Annotated in this window: 20 protein-coding genes; 4 read left to right on the top strand and 16 right to left on the bottom strand. The window is 56.2% G+C overall.

Going from position 1 to position 18870, the window contains the following annotated elements; genetic code table 11:
• Window positions 1-96: 96 nt before the first annotated feature.
• The 3 genes from rimO (at window position 97) to AB8996_RS08100 (ending at window position 2576) form a co-directional block, all read left to right on the top strand.
• A complete protein-coding gene (gene rimO, locus AB8996_RS08090; RefSeq protein ID WP_369298468.1) occupies window positions 97-1422 on the top strand; it encodes a 30S ribosomal protein S12 methylthiotransferase RimO in 1326 nt (441 codons plus the stop codon).
• Between the two features lie 10 nt (window positions 1423-1432).
• A complete protein-coding gene (gene pgsA, locus AB8996_RS08095) occupies window positions 1433-2002 on the top strand; it encodes a CDP-diacylglycerol--glycerol-3-phosphate 3-phosphatidyltransferase (RefSeq protein ID WP_369298524.1) in 570 nt (189 codons plus the stop codon).
• A 115-nt stretch (window positions 2003-2117) separates the two neighbouring features.
• A complete protein-coding gene (locus AB8996_RS08100; RefSeq protein ID WP_369298469.1) occupies window positions 2118-2576 on the top strand; it encodes a hypothetical protein in 459 nt (152 codons plus the stop codon).
• 179 nt (window positions 2577-2755) lie between these two features.
• Here the strand turns inward: AB8996_RS08100 and AB8996_RS08105 are convergent, their stop codons facing one another.
• The 15 genes from AB8996_RS08105 to AB8996_RS08175 form a co-directional block, all read right to left on the bottom strand.
• Window positions 2756-3394, bottom strand: a complete 639-nt coding sequence (locus AB8996_RS08105) for a hypothetical protein (protein WP_369298470.1) — start codon at window positions 3392-3394, stop codon at window positions 2756-2758.
• A 29-nt stretch (window positions 3395-3423) separates the two neighbouring features.
• The gene (locus tag AB8996_RS08110) at window positions 3424-4110 is read right to left on the bottom strand and encodes a hypothetical protein (RefSeq protein ID WP_369298471.1); all 687 of its coding nucleotides are present in this window, start codon (window positions 4108-4110) and stop codon (window positions 3424-3426) included.
• A gap of 204 nt (window positions 4111-4314) precedes the next feature.
• Window positions 4315-4743 carry a hypothetical protein gene (locus AB8996_RS08115; RefSeq protein ID WP_369298472.1) on the bottom strand — a complete coding sequence of 143 codons (429 nt, stop codon included), beginning with the start codon at window positions 4741-4743 and terminating at the stop codon, window positions 4315-4317.
• A gap of 49 nt (window positions 4744-4792) precedes the next feature.
• Window positions 4793-5227 carry a cell wall hydrolase gene (locus tag AB8996_RS08120; protein WP_369298473.1) on the bottom strand — a complete coding sequence of 145 codons (435 nt, stop codon included), beginning with the start codon at window positions 5225-5227 and terminating at the stop codon, window positions 4793-4795.
• 187 nt (window positions 5228-5414) lie between these two features.
• Window positions 5415-6527 carry a DUF4179 domain-containing protein gene (locus AB8996_RS08125; protein ID WP_369298474.1) on the bottom strand — a complete coding sequence of 371 codons (1113 nt, stop codon included), beginning with the start codon at window positions 6525-6527 and terminating at the stop codon, window positions 5415-5417.
• Complete coding sequence (locus AB8996_RS08130) at window positions 6521-7051, bottom strand: sigma-70 family RNA polymerase sigma factor (protein ID WP_369298475.1); 531 nt, start codon at window positions 7049-7051, stop codon at window positions 6521-6523. The genes AB8996_RS08125 and AB8996_RS08130 overlap by 7 nt, the downstream gene beginning before the upstream one ends.
• Window positions 7052-7152: 101 nt before the next feature.
• Window positions 7153-8073: a thioredoxin-disulfide reductase gene (trxB, locus tag AB8996_RS08135; protein WP_369298476.1), complete on the bottom strand. Its 921-nt coding sequence runs from the start codon at window positions 8071-8073 to the stop codon at window positions 7153-7155.
• Between the two features lie 18 nt (window positions 8074-8091).
• Window positions 8092-8403: a thioredoxin gene (trxA, locus tag AB8996_RS08140; RefSeq protein ID WP_369298477.1), complete on the bottom strand. Its 312-nt coding sequence runs from the start codon at window positions 8401-8403 to the stop codon at window positions 8092-8094.
• A 69-nt stretch (window positions 8404-8472) separates the two neighbouring features.
• Entirely contained in the window at window positions 8473-9558 is a 1086-nt protein-coding gene (locus tag AB8996_RS08145) for a uridine kinase (RefSeq protein ID WP_369298478.1), read from the bottom strand.
• Between the two features lie 37 nt (window positions 9559-9595).
• Window positions 9596-10312, bottom strand: coding sequence for an HAD family hydrolase (locus AB8996_RS08150; protein ID WP_369298479.1), 717 nt, complete (start codon window positions 10310-10312; stop codon window positions 9596-9598).
• Window positions 10309-10686 carry a DUF1667 domain-containing protein gene (locus AB8996_RS08155; protein WP_369298480.1) on the bottom strand — a complete coding sequence of 126 codons (378 nt, stop codon included), beginning with the start codon at window positions 10684-10686 and terminating at the stop codon, window positions 10309-10311. Before AB8996_RS08155 ends, AB8996_RS08150 begins: the two co-directional genes overlap by 4 nt.
• 39 nt (window positions 10687-10725) lie before the next feature.
• On the bottom strand, window positions 10726-11997 hold the full coding sequence (locus AB8996_RS08160; RefSeq protein WP_369298481.1) for an NAD(P)/FAD-dependent oxidoreductase: 1272 nt from the start codon (window positions 11995-11997) through the stop codon (window positions 10726-10728).
• 11 nt (window positions 11998-12008) lie between these two features.
• Window positions 12009-13436 carry an NAD(P)/FAD-dependent oxidoreductase gene (locus AB8996_RS08165; protein ID WP_369298482.1) on the bottom strand — a complete coding sequence of 476 codons (1428 nt, stop codon included), beginning with the start codon at window positions 13434-13436 and terminating at the stop codon, window positions 12009-12011.
• Window positions 13433-13612, bottom strand: a complete 180-nt coding sequence (locus tag AB8996_RS08170) for a hypothetical protein (protein ID WP_369298483.1) — start codon at window positions 13610-13612, stop codon at window positions 13433-13435. Before AB8996_RS08170 ends, AB8996_RS08165 begins: the two co-directional genes overlap by 4 nt.
• A 69-nt stretch (window positions 13613-13681) precedes the next feature.
• A complete protein-coding gene (locus AB8996_RS08175) occupies window positions 13682-13897 on the bottom strand; it encodes a hypothetical protein (RefSeq protein ID WP_369298484.1) in 216 nt (71 codons plus the stop codon).
• Here AB8996_RS08175 and xylB point away from each other — a divergent pair.
• Complete coding sequence (xylB, locus tag AB8996_RS08180; protein WP_369298485.1) at window positions 13878-15398, top strand: xylulokinase; 1521 nt, start codon at window positions 13878-13880, stop codon at window positions 15396-15398. The two genes, AB8996_RS08175 and xylB, sit on opposite strands and share 20 nt — an antisense overlap.
• Before the next feature lie 225 nt (window positions 15399-15623).
• On the opposite strand, the gene AB8996_RS08185 is transcribed toward xylB, so the two are convergent.
• Window positions 15624-18821, bottom strand: a complete 3198-nt coding sequence (locus AB8996_RS08185) for an S-layer homology domain-containing protein (RefSeq protein ID WP_369298486.1) — start codon at window positions 18819-18821, stop codon at window positions 15624-15626.
• Window positions 18822-18870: the final 49 nt, after the last annotated feature.

Genomic DNA, 18870 nt, shown 5'->3' on the forward strand with positions numbered 1-18870 from the left:
ACTATCACTTGTCTCTTTGCGATAAGTTTGGACGGAATAAAAGTTTTTCGCTTCCTTTTTTCAAAAAGGAAGGAAGAAGAAAGGAGCTTAAAGCATATGGCGATCAAAGTGGGAATGGTGAGCCTTGGCTGCGCGAAAAATCAGGTGGACGGTGAAATGCTGATGGCGGCGCTGAAGCAGGGCGGATTTGAGCTTGTGGACGACGCCGCCCTGGCGGATATCGCCATCGTCAACACCTGCGGCTTTATCGAAAGCGCGAAAAAGGAATCCATTGAAGAAATTTTGGAGCTTGCCGCCCTGAAAAAAGAGGGGCGTATCAAAAAGCTGGTGGTGACAGGCTGCCTTGCCGAACGCTATCAGCAGGAGATACATAAGGAGCTGCCCGAAGTGGACGCCGTGCTGGGCATTGGCGCCAACGGCAGCATTGCTGCTTCCCTGAAGCAGATGATGGCAGGCGGGTTTGTGGAAAGCTTCCCGGACAAAAGCAAAATGCCCCTGTGCGGCGCGCGGGAGCTTTCCACTCCAAGCTGGTCGGCGTATCTGAAAATCGCCGAGGGCTGCGACAACCGCTGCACCTACTGCGCCATTCCCATGATCCGCGGCGGCTACCGCAGCCGCACCATGGAAAGCATTGAGGAGGAAGCCCGGGCGCTCACGGCAAACGGCGCAAAGGAGCTGGTGCTCATCGCCCAGGACACCACCCGCTATGGCATTGACCTGTACGGGGAATTTTCCCTGGCAAAGCTCTTAAAGCGGCTGTGCAAAATTGACGGCATACAGTGGCTCCGCGTGCTGTACTGCTACCCCGATTCCATCACCGACGAGCTTCTGGACGTGATGGCGGAGGAGGAAAAAATCGTCAAATATATCGACCTGCCCCTGCAGCACGCGTCGGGAAAGGTGCTTCGCGCCATGAACCGCCGGGGAGACAGGGAAAGCCTGACCGCCCTGCTGCAGAAGATCCGGGAGAAAATTCCCGGCGTGATCCTCCGCACCACCCTCATCACCGGGTTCCCCGGAGAAACGGAGGAGGATTTCACCGAGCTGGCGGAGTTCGTCAAGGAAATAAAATTTGATCGGCTGGGCTGCTTCGCCTATTCCCAGGAGGAGGGCACTCCCGCCGCCGAGCTGCCGGACCAGCTGGACGAGGAGATCAAGGAGCACCGGGCGGAGCTCATCATGGATACCCAGACCCGCATCATGGAGCAGAAAGGGCAGGAGTACCTGGGCAAGACCCTGACCGTGCTCACCGAGGGCTTCGACCGCTACGCCGAGTGCTGGTTCGGGCGCTCCTGCATGGATGCGCCGGACATTGACGGCAAGGTGTTTTTCGCCGCCGAACAAAAGCCTGTGCTGGGTACTTTCGTGCAGGTAAGGATAGACGATTGTGTAGACTGTGACCTGTTTGGAGAAAGGGTGTGAGCCTGTGAAAATGAACCTGCCCAACAAGCTGACGCTGCTGCGCGTATTCCTCGTGCCGGTCTTTATGGTGTTCGCCGCCCTGACCCACTATGGGCAAAGCGATTTTAACCCGGTGATGAGTTTGCTTGCCGCTATTGTGTTCGCTCTTGCCAGCATTACGGACTTTCTGGACGGCTATCTGGCGCGGAAAGACCATCTGGTGACGGACTTCGGCAAATTTGCCGACCCGCTGGCGGACAAAATGCTCACCACCGCCGCCTTAATTTACATGGTGGTGGACGGTGTGTGCTCCCCTATCGTGCTGGCTGTAGTGCTGTTCCGGGAATTTGCCGTGGCGGGGGTCAGAATGCTTGCCGCCGCCAATCAAAAAGTCATTGCCGCCAATCTGTGGGGCAAGGTAAAAACCGTGCTGCAAATGCTGACGGTGCTGTTCTACTACTTTGCCTGCTTCTTCTTTTCCGGCAGCGACGCCATGGCAATCTCCCTGATCACTCAGATCCTCTGCTGGCTGGTAGCGGTGGTCACCCTGTTGTCCGGCATTAAGTATCTGTGGGACAATAAAGGCTGCCTTTCGGCTTGAAAAATAGAATTACGGACGAAAAAGCGGGCGGTTTTCAAAAATCGCCCGCTTTTTTCACTACTCCCCTGCCTCGTACATACTATGAAATAGTGCTTCTGGGCAAGGGGGGATTTTTGTGGCTTTGAAGCAGGGGGACAACCTATTACAGGAAAACAATGCCGAGCTGGCGGAGGGGCTGCGGCTGCTGGAAAACAGCCAAAGCATGCTGCGCACCCTGCTTTTGGGGCTTGCCCTCCAGTACCGTTCCCTGGATATCCAGCGCTGCCAATTATTGCAGGCGGAATACCCCGAGCTCTGCTGCGGGGAGCTGCCGCCCCTTGCGGTGCAGAACGCCGCTTCCCTGATTATCCTCTGCGCATTATTTGGGTTCCAAAAGCAGGCGGAAGCCCTGGCACAGCAAAGCGCGCAAGCAGGGGAATGCCCGGACCTGCTCAGTGTCAAGCTGGGCGCGGCCTCCATTCTCATCGCGCTGATCCGTCTTGTCCAGCTGAATTTTACTGCGGAAGCTGCCGCTTCCCCCGCCGGGGAGGAAGAAGAGCTTTTGACAGACGACCCCGCCGATCTGCCCCTCTAACCCCTGTCAGGGTTCAGGGCGGCTGCAGGGGGAACCAGCGGGACAAAAAAGGACTTCGCAGGCATGAGCTGCGAAGCCCTTTTTCTATCTTCCAGTGATCTTTCCGCGCATTCAGGAAACGAGGGGGACCCGAACGCGTTCACTTGTTTTCCATGATCCGCAAAAAACGTCTCCCGCACTTACTCCGCGGTATAATCCACGTCGTACTTTCTCTCTACGGCAAACTGCCGCAGCCTGCCGGTCTGCGAGTCGAAATTCAGGTCATAGCGGTAGGTGAGACCGTACTTCAGCCACATGGTCTCGTCGCCGGTAAAATCGGGGAACATCTCCTCCGCCTTTTCCCGGGTGATCTCCGTAACGGGCACGCCGTTGATGGAAATATTGCCCAACAGGTCGGTCTCCTCCAGATCCAGGTGAAACTCCAGCCGGGCAATGGTGGCTTCCGCCAGCTTCACCGGCTGCTCGTCCGTCACAAAGGAGACATGGGCAAAGGTAGAGTCAGACAGCGACATTGTGCCGCCGCTGTAGTAGGCGTTTTCCTCCAGCATGGTCTCCGGGTCTACCTCGTACTGCTCGTAATCGTTGGGGTCGTCAGGATTTGTGATGGTCACGTCGTAGCCCGCGTCCAGCAGGGTCTGCATTTTCGTCTCGCCGACGCGGATTTCCCTGCCGGCAACAGAAATGGGGTACAGGGTCTCTTCTTCCTGTTTGGAGGCGCCCAGCTTTTCTTTCAGCTCAGAACAGCCCGCCAATGACGCCGCCGTCAGCAGCAGTGCCAGCAGGAGCGCCGATACACGTGTTCCTGTCAATTTTTTCATGTGTTCTCCCTCAATGCGTTTCAAATTTTTCAGGCGATAAAGTCCTGGCTTTTGGGGCAGCGGCGGCGGATCAGCTCGATCGCCTGCTCGTACTGCTTGCTGTTTTCCAGCAGCAGCCTGTCCTGCTCCCTGCCGCTTTCCGCCTTATAGTCTACCACCAGAGAGATCGCCACCGTCAGCCGCTGGTTGACTCTGGTATTTCCGATATTGTAGTGTACCCTGGTATTTTCCCCCTCCTTGCTGACCCGCTCGATATCCGCCACCTTGATGATGCGGCAGTTCAGCGTTCGGAAAAACAGCCAATAATCGGGTCCCACGATCAGCCGGCAGGGGTACCTGTCCGTGGTGGTATTGGAAAAGTCCACTTTTTCGTACAGCTTCATTTCCATCTGCCGGATAAACCCTTCCTTTTCCTCAGGCGACAGCTTTTCAATGGCTTTCTCATAGGAAGGGCGCACCTTTTTCATGGAGGTCACCTTCATCTGGACCCAGTAGGCAAGGAAAATGACCAGCGCAATGCCCAATCCGATCAGGAAATGCACCCGGAACACGTACGCCGCGTCATACCCCACGGCAAAGCCCAGCACCACCATGGCGATCACGCTGAGCGCCATCCACAGTGGCACTTTTTTCATGGTTTTCCGGGTAAATTGCTGAAGCACCTCCGCAAAGTCCTTCATTTCCCAATCCAGCCAAAGCTTGATTCTTTCTTCCATAGCTTTCCCCTCTTGCGTTCTTTTCTTTTTCAAAAAAGCACTGTATCTTGTGGTGCTTTTTTCCAAGTAAGGAACATCTTGAAAAATATTCTAGCACAGGCAGACAGAAAAATCAAGCGGGCAACCCACTGTCTTGCTTCCACTTTTTTCCAAAAAAGACCCGACCTGACCGGGACTTTCCCAGCCGGGTCGGGCAGAGGGTATTTACCGGGTCCTGCGCGGATTCATACCGGGCTCGCCGCTGATAGCGGGAAGCTGGTTGTAGTTATATCTGGGACGGTCGCCCGGCATATAGAAATACACAAATTTCACAGAGAAAATGTCGCACACAATGAAGTTGTTTGCCGCTTCATCGTACAGGGTGACAAAGCTGCGCCCCACAAAGTAAAGCATTCCCTGTTTGCGAATGATCTCCTGGGTGCCGATGAGAAATTCCACCACCACAAACTGCCCGATGTTCTGCGCCAGGATCATCTGCATGGAGCCCCGCATTTCCTCACTGTCGAAGCTCTGCTGGGGCGGGTGGTAAAAATTATCGAGCTGGCTTGCGCCGTCCTCCATCTCCTGGAAATCCGTCCGGTTTTTCAGCCTCCGCATTCCGGGCATATTGTTTTGCCGATTGTTTCTGTCCATGATAAAGCTCCCTCCATTCCTTGTGTGCGGTACGGTTCAGACCCGCGCGCTATGTGTCCGCGTACGCGGCAGTCGGGTTGTAAAAGCAGTGGTCGCCGATGCGTATAACAAGCTCCCCCACAGCAGAGGGAAAATTATCCCGGCAGGTGGGCTTGAACGGGTTGTAGTACCACAGGGCAAAGCCCAGGTTTGTCAGGCGGTTCCCTGCCATCGCCCAGTCCGCAATGTCATACTGCACCTCGGTGGGGCGCATATTGTATACATTCTGCATATTGTACTGCCCGCCCACCATTTCCATCACGCAGGTAAACTGCCGGGGCTGGTAGATGACCTCGTTCACCGTATACAAATTGCCGTATTCGCCGTAATCCACCTGCACCCGGTTCATCACCACGCACGCCACCGCTTTCATGCCGGTGTCCCCCTCTCCGCCCGCTTCGCATTCCAGAATGCGGGCCAAAAGCTCCCGGTCCGAAAACGCCATACCATTCCCCCTCTCTTAAGCGCCTTTTTCCATGGATATGAAAGCTCAGCGCAAAAAATGCCCCGGCTTTTCTTCTCAGAAATTGAAAAGCCGGGGCGTTGTCCCTTCCTGCGAAGCATTCGGGGTCGGAGCTTAACGGATCATTCTCCGTGAAATGTCAGGGTGTTGGAAATGGGCAGGGAAGCTGTTACGGTTCCTCGGGAGTGACAGTCCGGCTTTCCAGGTCAATGACAAATTTTGCCTGGGTCTCCGTCACCTGCTCCCACTGGTTCTCATTGCAGAACCAGAGCACCAGCTTTTTTGTCCCCGCCGGGACGCTGTCAAAGAACAGGCTGGCTTCCTGCGCCGTCTGCGCGTTGGAACGGTATCCCCCGTCATAGGTTTTGCCGTGATCCATCTGGATTTCCTCGCCGTCTTCGGTAAAGAGATAGGGGTATCCCAAATCTCCATCGTCCGGCACCGCGGGGTGCCGGGGTCCCCAATAGGGCTTTTCGATACGGATCTCCGTCTGGGCAGGAGCCGTGCTCACGCTCAAAATTTTCGCTCCATTGTTCTCCGCGCCGGACTCAAAGGTCACCAGGTGTGTCCTGTCGGGGGCAAAGGAGAAGGTTCCCCGGAATTCTCCCGGAATTGCTTCCTTTTCATAGCCGGTCAGGCTGTCCGCGTCGTACCCGGGAAGAACCCCTGCCAGATCCCGCAGAAGGAGGGAAACCTCATACTGTTCCGCTTCCTTCTGGTCTTCCGGCACTGGCAGGACCATGGTGGCGACCCACAGACCATCTTCCGCCGATTGGAAGCCGTTCATTTTCCCACTTTTTTCAACCGCTTCTCCATTGATCCTGGCTTCGCAGGCGCTTCCCTCATGCTGGGATTCCACCCACTGGTACCTGCCGCTCAGTTCCTCCGGGAGCTCCAGCACCAGGCTGAGCTGCACGGTATTGCCGTCGCCGTAGGCTTGCTGTACGGTCATGTTCGTGCCGGGCTCCGTGCTTTCCAGCCGCAGACCGATTTCCTCCGCCAGCCCATAGGTTCCCAGGTTGGCAGAGCCGCCCACCTTTCCAGGGGCGTTGACCACCTGGAAAATTCTCCCCAGCACCGGGATCTGGCTTGCCAGGGCGGGGTTCATGAACCCAAAGGTCAGAAATGCTGCCACAACGGCGACAAAGCTGCCCAAAGTTGTCCCCAGACGGACCCGCACCCTTTTCCGATGGAGCCTCTCCACCTGACGCAGGCTTTCATTTACCCTGTCTCCCAAGCAGGACGGAATGGCGATCTGGATCGCTTCCCTGTTCTCTAACATACCTTTTCCTCCTTCATTTCAAGTTTCAGCCGTTCTCTCGCCCGGCTCAGCCGGACGGCCACCGTGCTCTCCGACACCTCCAGCTGCCTTGCGATCTCCCGGTTGCTCAGTCCGTCGAAGTACCGAAGCTTCAGGAGCTGCTGCATGGGTTCCGGGAGCTGGTGCAGGGCGTCGTACAGGTCCATGCGTTCCTCCGGCGGCAGCCCCTCGGGGGCGGAAAGCTCGTCCAGCTCCTCCCACTCTTCAGTCGGTCTCCGCTTTTTCAGAAGGTCCTGCGCCGAATTGATGACGATCCGCATCAGCCACGTTTTGAAACGCTCCGGCTCCCGCAATGTCTTTATGTGGGTATAGGCTTTCAGTATCCCTTCCTGCAAAGCGTCCAGAGCGTCCTCCTGGTTTCGGGTGTAAAGAAACGCCATACGGTACAGGGACTCCTGCTCCTGCTGGACCAATTCCCCGAACGCGCCCGGGTTGCCCCGCATTGCCTTTTTTATCAGGGCAAGTTCCGGCTTCTTTTTCTTCACGGTTATCAACTCCCTTCACTATATTAGACTTCCTTTCCACCCAAAATCTTACAGAAAACAAAAAAATTCCCGGCAGAAATTTTCCGCCGGGAATTTTTTGATTATCGGTTCAGATATTCTTCCATAAAATACGCCGCTACAGCGCCGTCGGCGGCGGCTGTCACTACCTGCCGCAGGGGCTTTCTGCGCAGGTCTCCCACGGCGAACACGCCGGGAAGGTTTGTACGGGTGGTCTCGTCCGCTTCCACATAGCCGCTTTCGTCCAAGTTAAGCTGCCCTGCAAACAGGTCGGTTTCCGGCAGATAGCCGATTGCCACAAACACTCCGTCGCAGGAAATCTCCCGCTGTTCCCCGGAAGCTGTATTTTGCAGGATCAACCCGGTCAGGGCAGTTTCCTGCTTCAGCTCCGTCACCCGGCTGTTCCAGACAAACTCCACATTCCCCGCCCGCTCCAGCGGCGCAAGATAGGATTTGGAAGCCCGCAGGCTGTCCCGCCGGTGAATGAGGAACACCTTCTCGCACAGCCGGGAAAGGTACAGGGCGTCCGCCGCCGCGGTGTTGCCGCCCCCTACCACCGCCACGGTTTTGCCCCGATAGAACATTCCGTCGCAGGTGGCGCAGTAGGAAACGCCCCTGCCCCGCAGCTCCCGCTCGCCGGGCAGCCCCAGCTCTCTGGGGCGCGCCCCGGTGGCAAGCACCACGGTCCTGGCAAAAAGGGTCTCCTTCTTCGTGGTGAGCTTCTTGACTTCTTCTCCCAGCTCCACGGAAACCACTTCGGCAAGCTTTGTCTTCGCGCCGAATTTTTCCGCGCCCTCTTTCATCTTCATGGCGAGCTCGAAGCCGCCGATCCCCTCGGAGAAGCCGGGGTAGTTTTCAATCACGTCGGTGGTCGCCAGCTGCCCGCCGGGGGAAAGCTTTTCCAGCAGCAGCACGGAGAAGCCCGCCCGCGCCGCGTACAGTGCCGCCGTATATCCGGCGGGTCCGCCGCCCAGCACCACCGTGTCAAAAATTTCCTGCTCCATTGCCGCTTCCTTTCGCGCTTACTTCAACAGCTCTTCCAGCCGCTCCTTGGGCTGAAGACCTACCAGCGTGGCTTCCACTTTGCCGCCGCGGAACAGGATCGCCGTGGGAATGCTCATGACCTGATAGCGGGCGGCAAGCTCCTGCTCGTCGTCTACATTGACCTTCCCTACCTTGACCTTGCCCTCGTTCTCCTCGGCAAATTCGTCTACAATGGGGGAGAACATACGGCAGGGTCCGCACCAGCTTGCCCAGAAGTCCACCAGCACCGGCTCTGTCGAGTTCAGCACCTCCTGCTCAAAATTGTCCTTCGTCAGCGTTAAAATTTCCATCTTTCTCTTCCTTTCTGAATCAATTTTCTTTCTTGTTAGAATGCCCAATTATTTTGGGTTTTTTCAAGACTAAAAAACGAAATCGCAGCTTTCCCGGATCTTCATGGTCTCAAAGTAGGCGTTTTCCATGGGGATCCATTCTTCCAGGAACCGGCGGAGCATGAGTCCTCCGTTGCGTTCTAAAATGCGCGCGCTCTGTTCCGTGGAAGAAACAGACAGGAACACCTTGATATCATAATATTCCTGAAGCTCCGGGTGCATACTGTAGGAGCCTTCAAAAATATTGATTTTTTTCGGCTGCACCTCTACCGCGCCGCTCAGCTGCATGGTGGAGCAATCGAAGGGACGGAAGGAAAAAGGCTTTCCCGCCCGGACAGGCTCGCATATCTCCTCCCGGAAACGCTCCCTGTCCATGTTGCCGCCGATCTCACCCAGCCGCTCCGGCGTGCGTTTTTCCAGCGGCAGGAAAAAATCGTCCGCATGGAACACATTGCAGTCAAACAACTCGCTGAGCAGCTTTGCCAGGGTGCTTTTTCCCGACCCGCTGTTTCCGTCTATTGCCACATTCACGCTGCCCTTTTCCTTCAAGCAGCTTTCCATAGCGGCATACAGGGGTAGAAAATGACCGTATTCCCGGCGGATCACCCGATAGGCGGGCTGGTAGGCTTTTCGGTAGGATTCACTGTGGCGCACGGCGCCGCAGCCCTGTTTTCTGTACTCCTTCAGATAAGCCTCCACCTCCCCGGGGGCAAAGGGGAATAAGCTGTTCTGCTCCCTGCAAAGCTCCAGGAACAGCCGCAGCTTTTCCTCAAAAGCGAACCGCGCCGCTTTCGGCACGCCTTTAGCCGACTCCACGAAAATGCGGTTCATCATTTCCGGGGAAAGCTCCCGGCTGGCGGAAAGATTCATTCTGCAGAAGCTTCCGCACAGCGGAAAAAGGTAGGGCTTTTTCTTCTGTGTGTCCGTAAGTACGGCGATTTCCTTCTTCAGCAGCTCCAGGGACGCGGCTTCATCGTCTATCATGTGCCCGCCGCCAAATTCGGACTGGTACAGGTGCTTCACGTAATCGGCGATCTGCGCCTTGGGATAATTCTCCGCGCAGTCCAGCAGGAACTTTCTCGTTTCCCAGATATCTTGTTCTGTTGTGTGTATCATGGGTATTTTCCTCCTTGTATCAGCTTGCTCCATCACTTTACCGAAGTCCGGCAAAATCCATGAACTCAGCAAAGCTTCCGTGAGGGATATGGGAAAAGTCCCGCCCCTCTTCGTTGATGAGACAATCGGTCACCAGAAAAACCGAAATGCCCAGCTCTCCTGCGGCTGTGTCCTCCTTGGCGTCGTTTCCCACCATCAGGCATTCCTCCGGGCGTTTCTTTACGTTCTCCAAAATTTCCCGGAAATAGGCGGGGTTCGGCTTGCAGAAGGAATATCCCTCGTAACTGGTCACTTCCAGAAAATCCTCCGGCACAAGCCCCAGCCAGGAAAGCCGGGTGCGCACCGCCACAGCGGGAAACAGGGGGTTTGTCGCCAGGATCACGTCATAGCCCCGCCGCTTCAGACCGTCTACCGCCTGCTTTGCCAGAGGGTTTTTCCCCACATGATTTTTCACCCGGTCAAACTCTTCCCCGTAAAACCGGTCAAATACCGGGCGGAGCCGCAGCGCGTCCTCTCCCAGCTCCCGGGCAAACACCTCCCAGAACCGGGAAATGTTTTTCTCACTGCCGTCGTTTTTCACCATGGCGGCAGTGCCCTTCCACACGGCTGCCGTCAGCTTTTCGCTGTCGGTAAGCCCGTGCTCCGCGCCTTTTTTCGCCAGCTCCCCAAAATATGCCTTGACAAACACCTTCTCGTCCATGGGCAGCAGCGTCCCGTCCAGATCGAACAGCACGGTGGTAATGCTTTGATTCATTCTCCGTCCTCCCGCTCGACTGCCTTTGACGCCACAATGCTGACGCCTGTTCCGGCAACGTTTTCGATCACCACATCGCCTATTTCCACCGGGGCGGCGACCACCGCGTTCCGAATTTCGTCCATACAGTCAAATATTTTCCCCTTTGGGATATCCGTCGCCGTGCGCACAGGGACCACCGCCGCCTTCCCGCCTGTGACCCGCACTGTGGACGTGACCATTCGCACCGGGGCGGTAACCTCCCGCCTGCCGTATTCCTCACCGCGCTTGCAGGTGTTTCCCGAAACAGAAACCACCTCGCCCGCGTCGTTCAGCTCTACCCGCAAGGCGCAGCCCAGGGGGCAGCCGATGCAGGTCAGCTCTCGAGTTTCCATAGTGATACTCCTTTTCTGAAGCTTTTTGCCGGACACCGTTTATGCCTCAGGGTCGCAGCCCGCCCAAATGACAATCTCCTGTTCTTTCCCGGTCAGTTGTTCCCGCTTGAGCAGGACCTGCTCCATCTCGCCCGGCGCCATCACAGGACGCTTCCGGCGCAGCAGCTCCTTGCCGTCCGCTAAAACCCGCACAGTGGCGTTTTTCAGGTTCTGTCCCACCCGGAACCGCACCACCAGCTGCTGTTCCATGCGTTCCCTGTCCACGGAGCAGGGCACGGTGTACCGCACAGCGCCCTGGGGTGCCAGCGGGATTTCCCTCCCTGCCGCTTTCCTTTTTCCCAGCACATAGGCGGCGCAGCTTTTGCCCGCCTGCTCCGCCTCCTCGGAGACGTAGTCCACCAGATCGTGGACATGCAGCACATTGCCGCAGGCAAACACCCCGGGAATACTGGTTTCCAGGCTTTCATTCACCTTCGGTCCGCTGGTCACCGGGGAGAGCTCCACGCCGATTTCCCGGGAAAGCTCGTTTTCGGGGATCAGCCCCACCGAAAGCAGCAGCGTATCGCAGGGAATGTTTTCCTCCGTGCCGGGAATGGGCTTCAAACGCTCGTCCACCTGGGCGATGGTCACCCCTGTGACCCGCTCCTTGCCCTGAATGTCCACTACCGTGTGGCTGAGCTTCAGGGGAATGCCGTAATCGTCCAGGCATTGTACGATATTCCGTTTCAACCCGCCGGAATAGGGCTGTATCTCCGCCACGCACTTTACCTTTGCGCCCTCCAGCGTCATGCGCCGCGCCATAATGAGACCAATGTCACCGCTGCCCAAAATGACCACTTCTTTGCCGGGAAGATAGCCCTCCCGGTTCACCAGCCGCTGCGCCGTTCCGGCGGAAAAAATGCCGGCAGGACGGCTGCCCGGCGTGTTCAGCGCCCCTCTGGGGCGCTCCCGGCAGCCCATGGCGAGCACCGCCGCCCTGGCTTCGATTTGCAGCAAACCGTCCTGACGGCTGACGGAGGTGACAAGAATACCGTCCCCCTGCCGTTCCAGAGAAACGACGGTGGTTCCCAGCAGCGCAGGAATATGCATTTCCCGCGCTTTTTCGATATAGCGGGCGGCATATTCCGGTCCTGACAGCTCCTCCCGGAAAGTGTGCAGCCCAAAGCCGTTATGAATGCACTGGTTCAAAATGCCCCCCAGCTCCGGCTCGCGTTCCAGGATCAAAATGTCCTCCACGCCGCTTTCCCGGGCGGCAATGGCGGCTGCCAGCCCGGCAGGTCCGCCGCCGATCACAACAATTTCGTGTTTCATATTGCCCTCCCTCAGCGTATCTTTTCCAAAACGATTTTAGAATCCGCTCCGTTTTTGCGGATATCCCTCAAGTCCACCTGCCGCTCCCTTGCCAGCAGCTCCATCACCCTGGGGGAGCAGAACCCGCTTTGGCAGCGCCCCATGCCCGCTCTGGTGCGGCGCTTTACGCCGTCCAGCGTCCTCGCGCCCAGGGTGCTGTGAATGGCGTCCAAAATCTCTCCCTCGGAAACCTCCTCGCACCGGCAGACGATGGCTCCATAGGCCGGGTTTTCCTGAATTTTCCGTTTCCGCTCCTCCGGCGGCAGCTCCGCGATCCTCACAACGCCCTTCCGAATGGGGGTAAAGCTTTCTTTCTCCGGGAGACCCAGCTTTTCCGCCACCAAGCCCGCCAGATATTCCCCGATCGCCGGGGCGCTGGAAAGCCCGGGAGATTCGATTCCCGCGGCGTCGAAAAAGCCGTCGGCGCTTTCTCCCAGCACAAAGTCGTCCTGTTTTTCATGGGCGCGCAGCCCGGTAAAGGAGGTGATGACCTGCCGCATGGGCAGCCTGTCCACCGCCAAAGCGGACTTTTCCCCTACCTCGGCAAGCCCCGCGGCAGTGGTTGCCGTGTTTTCTTTTTCCCCGGAATCCGCCGCCGTGGGACCCACCAGCAGATTACCATGGACGGTGGGGGACACCAGCACGCCCTTGCCGTACCGACCGGGCAGCTGGAACACGGTATGCGCCACATGGCTTCCGGCGCTTTTGTCCAGCAGCATATATTCTCCCCTGCGGGCAGTGATCTCCAGTTTTTCCTCGCAGACCTGATTGTGCAGCTCATCGGCGTGCACACCGGCGGCGTTGACTATGATCTTGGCTTCCACATCTCCCTGCGCCGTGTGCAGCACCCAGCCAGCTCCTTTCCGCTCAATGCCAGTCACGGCAGTGTCAAAGCGGAACTCCACTCCGTTTTGGGCGGCGTTTTCCCCCAGCCCCAGCGTCAGCTCAAAAGGGCAGATAATGCCGGAGGTCTCCGCCAGCAGTGCGCCGCAAACCTCTTTTGTCAAGTTTGGCTCTATTCTTCTGGCTTCCTCTCCGCTCAGCACCCGCAGCCCGCTTACGCCGTTGGCTTCTCCCCGGCGGCGCAGCTCTGTGAGCTTGGGCAGGTCGGCTTCATTGAGGCAGGTCACCAGCGCGCCCACCCGCCGGAAAGGAATGTCCAATTCCTGGGACAGCTGATCCATCATGGCGCTGCCCCGCACGTTCATTTTTGCCTTCCATGTCCCCGGCTCAGCGTCAAACCCGGCATGGACGATGGCGGAGTTCGCCTTGCTGGTGCCCTCGCATACGTCCGATTCTTTTTCCAGCACCAGAAAGCTTCCCTGCCGGCGGGAAAGCTCTCTCGCCACCGCGCAGCCTGTTACGCCCGCGCCGACGATCACCACATCGTACTGCTTCATGAAACTCCTCTTTTCCCGCAGAAATTCCTAATTCTATGATTGCCAAAAGATGTATAAAAGCCCGCCATTTTTTCCGAAAAAGGGGCGCGCTCTTTTTCTTTTTTTAAGACTTTCTCTATCATAGCAGAAAATTGTCCTTCCCGCAAGGAAAACCTCTGCAAAGCGATAAAAGACAAAACAATCTCCTTCTAAAATAATTCTGCCCTTCCACTCTCTATCCTAAAACCTGCCGCACTCCCCAAAAATCATAATTTTGCAGGGTGCTTTTCGCCGCCATGATAAGCTATCCCCTGTAAAAAAGCAAGTTTTCTCTTTGGGTGTAAGCTTTTCTGCTTTGCGTTTCCCCGGCGGATTTCTCCTGCTGAAAAACACGCCTTGACAGATCCCCAAAAATCGTGGACAATGAGTGGAGAAAGGAAATCTTTGGGAAGAAGTGATTTTATGGAATATTTGATCGGCATTGACCTGGGAACCAGCGGCACAAAAACTGTGCTCTTTGACCGTGACGGCGCTGTGGTTTCCTCCGCTCTGGTGGAGTACCCCATGTACCAGGAGCAAAACGGCTGGGCGGAGCAGGACCCTGCCGACTGGTGGCACGCTGCCGTGGAGACCCTGCGCTCTGTGCTTGCCCAAAGCGCCATTGACCCTGCTGATGTAAAGGGGATCGGCATTTCCGGGCAGATGCACGGGCTGGTCATGCTGGATAAGGGCGGCGCTGTGCTGCGGAAATCCATTATCTGGTGCGACCAGCGCACGGCGGCGGAGTGCGAGGAGATCACAGAGAAGGTCGGGGCAAAGCGGCTGATCGATATTACCGCAAATCCGGCTATGACGGGTTTTACCGCTTCCAAGATACTCTGGGTCAGGAAGCATGAGCCGGAGCTCTACGCAAAATGCGCCCACATTTTGCTGCCCAAGGACTATGTGCGCTATATGCTTACCGGGGAATTTGCCACAGAAGTATCTGATGCTTCGGGTATGCAGCTTTTAGACGTACCCAACCGCTGCTGGAGCGCAGAAGTGCTGGAAAAACTGGAAATCGACCCGGCACTGCTGGGAAAGGTCTATGAATCCCCTGAAATCACCGGGACTGTCACTGCCGAAGCCGCAAAGCTCACCGGGCTGAAGGTCGGGACTCCCGTGGTGGGCGGCGCCGGCGACAACGCCGCTGCCGCTGTGGGAACAGGCGTAGTGCATGATGGAAAGGCGTTCACCACCATTGGCACCTCCGGCGTGGTGTTCGCCCATACTGACGAAATCACGATCGACCCCAAGGGCAGGGTCCACACCTTTTGCTGTGCCGTGCCCGGGGCGTGGCACGTGATGGGCGTGACCCAGGGCGCCGGGCTGTCCCTGAAATGGTTCCGGGATAATTTCTGTATGGCGGAGAAAGAAACCGCCGCCCGCATGGGTGTTGACCCCTATTATCTGATGGACAGGGAAGCCGAGCGCTCCCCCATTGGCTGTAACAGGCTGCTGTATCTGCCCTATCTGATGGGAGAGCGGACTCCCCACCTTGACCCGGACTGCCGCGGCGTATTTTTTGGGTTATCCGCAATCCATACCCGGCAGGATATGCTGCGGGCGGTGATGGAGGGCGTAACCTATTCCCAACGGGACAGCGTGGAAATCCTCCGGGGCATGGGAGTAAATATCGGCGAAATGATGGCGTGCGGCGGCGGTGGCAGCTCTCCCCTTTGGCGGCAAATGCTGGCGGACACCTACAATTGTCCCGTAAAGACTGTACGCTCTAAGGAAGGACCCGCCCTGGGCGCTGCCATTCTTGCCGGGGTCGGCGCTGGATTGTACCCCTCCGTACAGGAAGCTTGCGACATGATGATCCAGACAAATCCGCCCCAGCTTCCTATCCCGGAGAATGTTCCGCAATATGAACATTTCTATCAAATTTACACCTCCCTGTATCCGGCGTTGAAGGAAAATTTCAAGCTTTTGGCAAAATGAGCGTTTTAGGAGGGGTTGTGCTAAACTGAGCTATCCGCATAAAACAGCCGGGCTGGTGTTTCCCAGCCCGGTTGTTTTTCTGCTATGTTACTGCAATTCAAAAATTGCAAGACGGGCAGCTCAGGAAACCCAAACTGCCCGTCTTGCCGCTATAGACAAAGGGAGCGGATCACTCCGCCCCCTCTGTTTATGGGATATCTTAAAATTAAGTAGAGTTGAAACTCTTTACTTATTCAGGGCACGCACCAGGATAGCAGCAGCGTCGCAGCGCTGAATGTTAGCCTTGGGCATGTAATTGCCATTGCTGCCCTTGATGATTCCTTCCTTAGCGCAAGCGGCTACAGCAGCCTTTGCCCAAGAGGAGATGGAAGCATCGTCCTTGAACTCAGTAGAAGTTGTACCCAGAGTCAGCTTCAGAGCCTTAGCAGTCATCTGAGCAGCAGCTTCACGTGTGATAGCGTTGCCAGGCATGAAGTGACCCTTGCCATCGCCGTTGATGATGCCGTTCTCTGCGCAGTAAGCGATAGCGCCCAGAGCGTAGTCATTCTTGGCAACGTCGGTGAAGGTGGTAGTGGTGTACTTCGCTGCTTCTTCCTCAACGCCCAGCATTCTGACAACCATCAGAGCAAAGTCTCTGCGGGTGACGTTGGTGCGAGGCAGGAACTGACCCTTATCATTACCCTTCACGATGCCAGCGCTTGCAGCAGCATAAACATCAGCGTAGAAGTAATCGGTAGCCTTCACATCGGAGAACTGCTCATTAGCAGTGACAGTTACGGTGTAAACCTTGGTGGTCTTGCCGTCTTCTGCAGTAACCGTAATGGTGAAGGGCTCGGAGACGTTGTACAGAGTTGTGTCAGCATCGTCAGGATCGGGAGTGCCAGCAATGCTCAGCACAGGAGTCTGAGCCAGCTTGGAAACCTCATACTCCATGGTGACCGCAGTCAGGTCGGTGCCATAGGGCAGGGTCACAGTAACGGTCTTGGCGGTCTTGTTGATAACACCAACGGTGTTGTTGACCTTCAGAGAAGTAACATCAGCGCCGGTCTCAGCAGGAGCAACCTTAACGGTTACAGTATAAGGAGTAGTAGCAGTTTGAGCTTCGTTCCCTACAATAATCTGAGCAGGAGCAGAAGCATCTTTCCAACTGCCGTCAAATACCTGAAGCTTATAGCCCTCGCCGTCAGCAACAACTTTCAGTTCACCAGTAGCACCAGCTGCATCGGGAATTTCAGAGGGCAGAGTGACGCCGCCATAGGTAACGGTAGCCAACTTGGAAGCCGTGTAATCAGCATAGAAAGTCTTGCTGCCGTCCTTGTAGGAATCGGGAACAGTGATTTCAACAGAGGTGCCGGAAACCTTAGCAGTAACCAGACCCTTGTCTGCGCTCAGAGCGGTCAGAGTATGACCAGTCTCGGCATCAGCAAACTTCACTTCTACATCGTAAACAGTCACATGACCCTTGTAAGGATCAGCGTCCAGATCAGTCATGGGAACAGTGCTTTTGCCAACCAGCTCAACCTTGGCTGCTTCATCGGCAACCACGATCTGCGTGGTAAACTTCTTTTCGCCGTTCTCAGTGGCAGTAGCAGCCAAATCCTGAATCTTAATGGTCTTGCACTTGGCTTCCTTGGGATCGGTATCAGCATCTTCTGCATTGTAGCCGCTTGCAATCACAGTGGCGTCCAGAGTGCCAGCCTTTGCAATGTACAGGGCGGCGCCCTCAGGCAGAGTGAAGGTGGGAACCATAACGGTTTCGTTGGTTGTGCCATTGTCTTCACCCGGACCCTTGTCAGAGAAGGGCAGGGTGATGGAGGCCTTTGTGCCGGAAACAGTTACATTGTAAGTGTTATCGGCAGTTACCTTATCAGACTGCTGAGCTCTAGAGAAGCTGAAACCGGAAACGGTCTTGCCGGTCTTTGCTGCTTCCTTCTTATAAACCAGCGTGTAAGTTACCTTGTCGCCGGTCTGAGAAGTCAGGGAAAGCGTATTGTTGTCCTTGAAAGGATCAGCAGTAGTGAAGTCAACCTCAGAATCGTAGTTGGTGGCAAAGCTCTTGGCAAAGGTGTAATTTGCCCAGGTGTTTACCGTGGTAACATCGGTGGCATAGGGAACAGTAAAGGTGATGGTGGTGCCGGAAATGACGCCAGCATAATCCTTCGCATTATCAGTGCCCTTATCTGTGGTCAGAGTTGCACCGGTGATGGCGGGGTTGCCATAGGGGTTCGGAGCAGTGGTGGCGGACAGCTCATAATACATATGAGTGGTGCCATCAACAGCAACAACGTCAACCAGAACTTCTTTGTCCTTCAGGTCGACTTCTGTGGTGTTAGCAGTAAATGCTGCACCAGCCACCTTTGCAATGGCAGCGCCGGTCGTGGTGGGAGTGAAGTTCAGCTTCACTGCCGTCAAATCGGTGCTGTAAGGCAGAACCACGGTCAGCTTCTTCCCGTTGACCGTACCGGTCTCGGTAAAGGTGCCGGTCGCATTTCCTTCCGCGTCCTTGGTAGTGCCGGTAGCGGTAAAGGACTTAATGGTAGCGTCCTTGCTCTTCGTGATATCCACATGGACGGTATAAGCCTTTGTGGTAGTCTTATTAGAAGTAAAGGTCAGGGTATAATCCTGATTGTCGGCAACCTTGATATCGGTGCCGTCCTTGTCCTTCTTGGCGCCATTGGTGAACTCTTTTCCTGCCCATTCGGCTTTGGCAATCTTCACATCGCCGTTGTTGACCGCCCGATAGGCAATGGCAACAGCCTCATCGGGGTCAGTGCCCTCGGGCAGAGTAACAACATACTTACCAGTTTCCTCGTCCAGAACAGCAGCCACGCCGCCGACGGAAATCTGAGAAACAGGCTCCATCTCCTTGGTAACGATGGTGTAAGTATCGGTTGCGCCGTTCTGCGCGGTAACGGGCAGGGGAACGTCGGTGCCCACAATGCCGGTAGCGGTGGGATCAGCTGCGGGGAGCACAGGGTTCTCCAGCGTTGCCACTACAGCCTTAGCGCCGGCATAGCCCCAGGGAATGGTAAAGGTGATGGTCTTGCCGTTGATAACGCCCTTGATCTCACCATCCATTTTTGCTTCCTTGATAGCGACAGAGCCGCTGGGAGCAGGCTGGTTCATGGTCACGGTGTACTCAGCGCTTTCCTTCTTGCCGTCAGAAGAGACAGCCTTGAAGGTTACCTTCTTTGCACCGTTCGCGACCTCGATCGCCAGAGCCGTACCCTCAACTGTTGTGTCGTCAGCCTTCGTCACAACGGACTTGATGCCGCCGTCATAGGCAGTGCCTTCTGCCAATTCGACAGTCAGCGTTTCGGGTCCGGACTGGTTGTAAGGCAGGGTATCCGTATAGGATTTCTCCCCTGTCTTTTCCAGGGTGCCAGCCGCTGTAGTAATGGTCAGAACCACACCGTCATTCACGGTAGTGGAACCAGGAGCAGCAGAAGCACCGAGCGGAATCATTGCGACG

It is taken from the genome of uncultured Neglectibacter sp., assembly GCA_937958185.1.
In the GTDB taxonomy this organism is placed as follows: Bacteria; Bacillota; Clostridia; order Oscillospirales; family Acutalibacteraceae; genus Acutalibacter.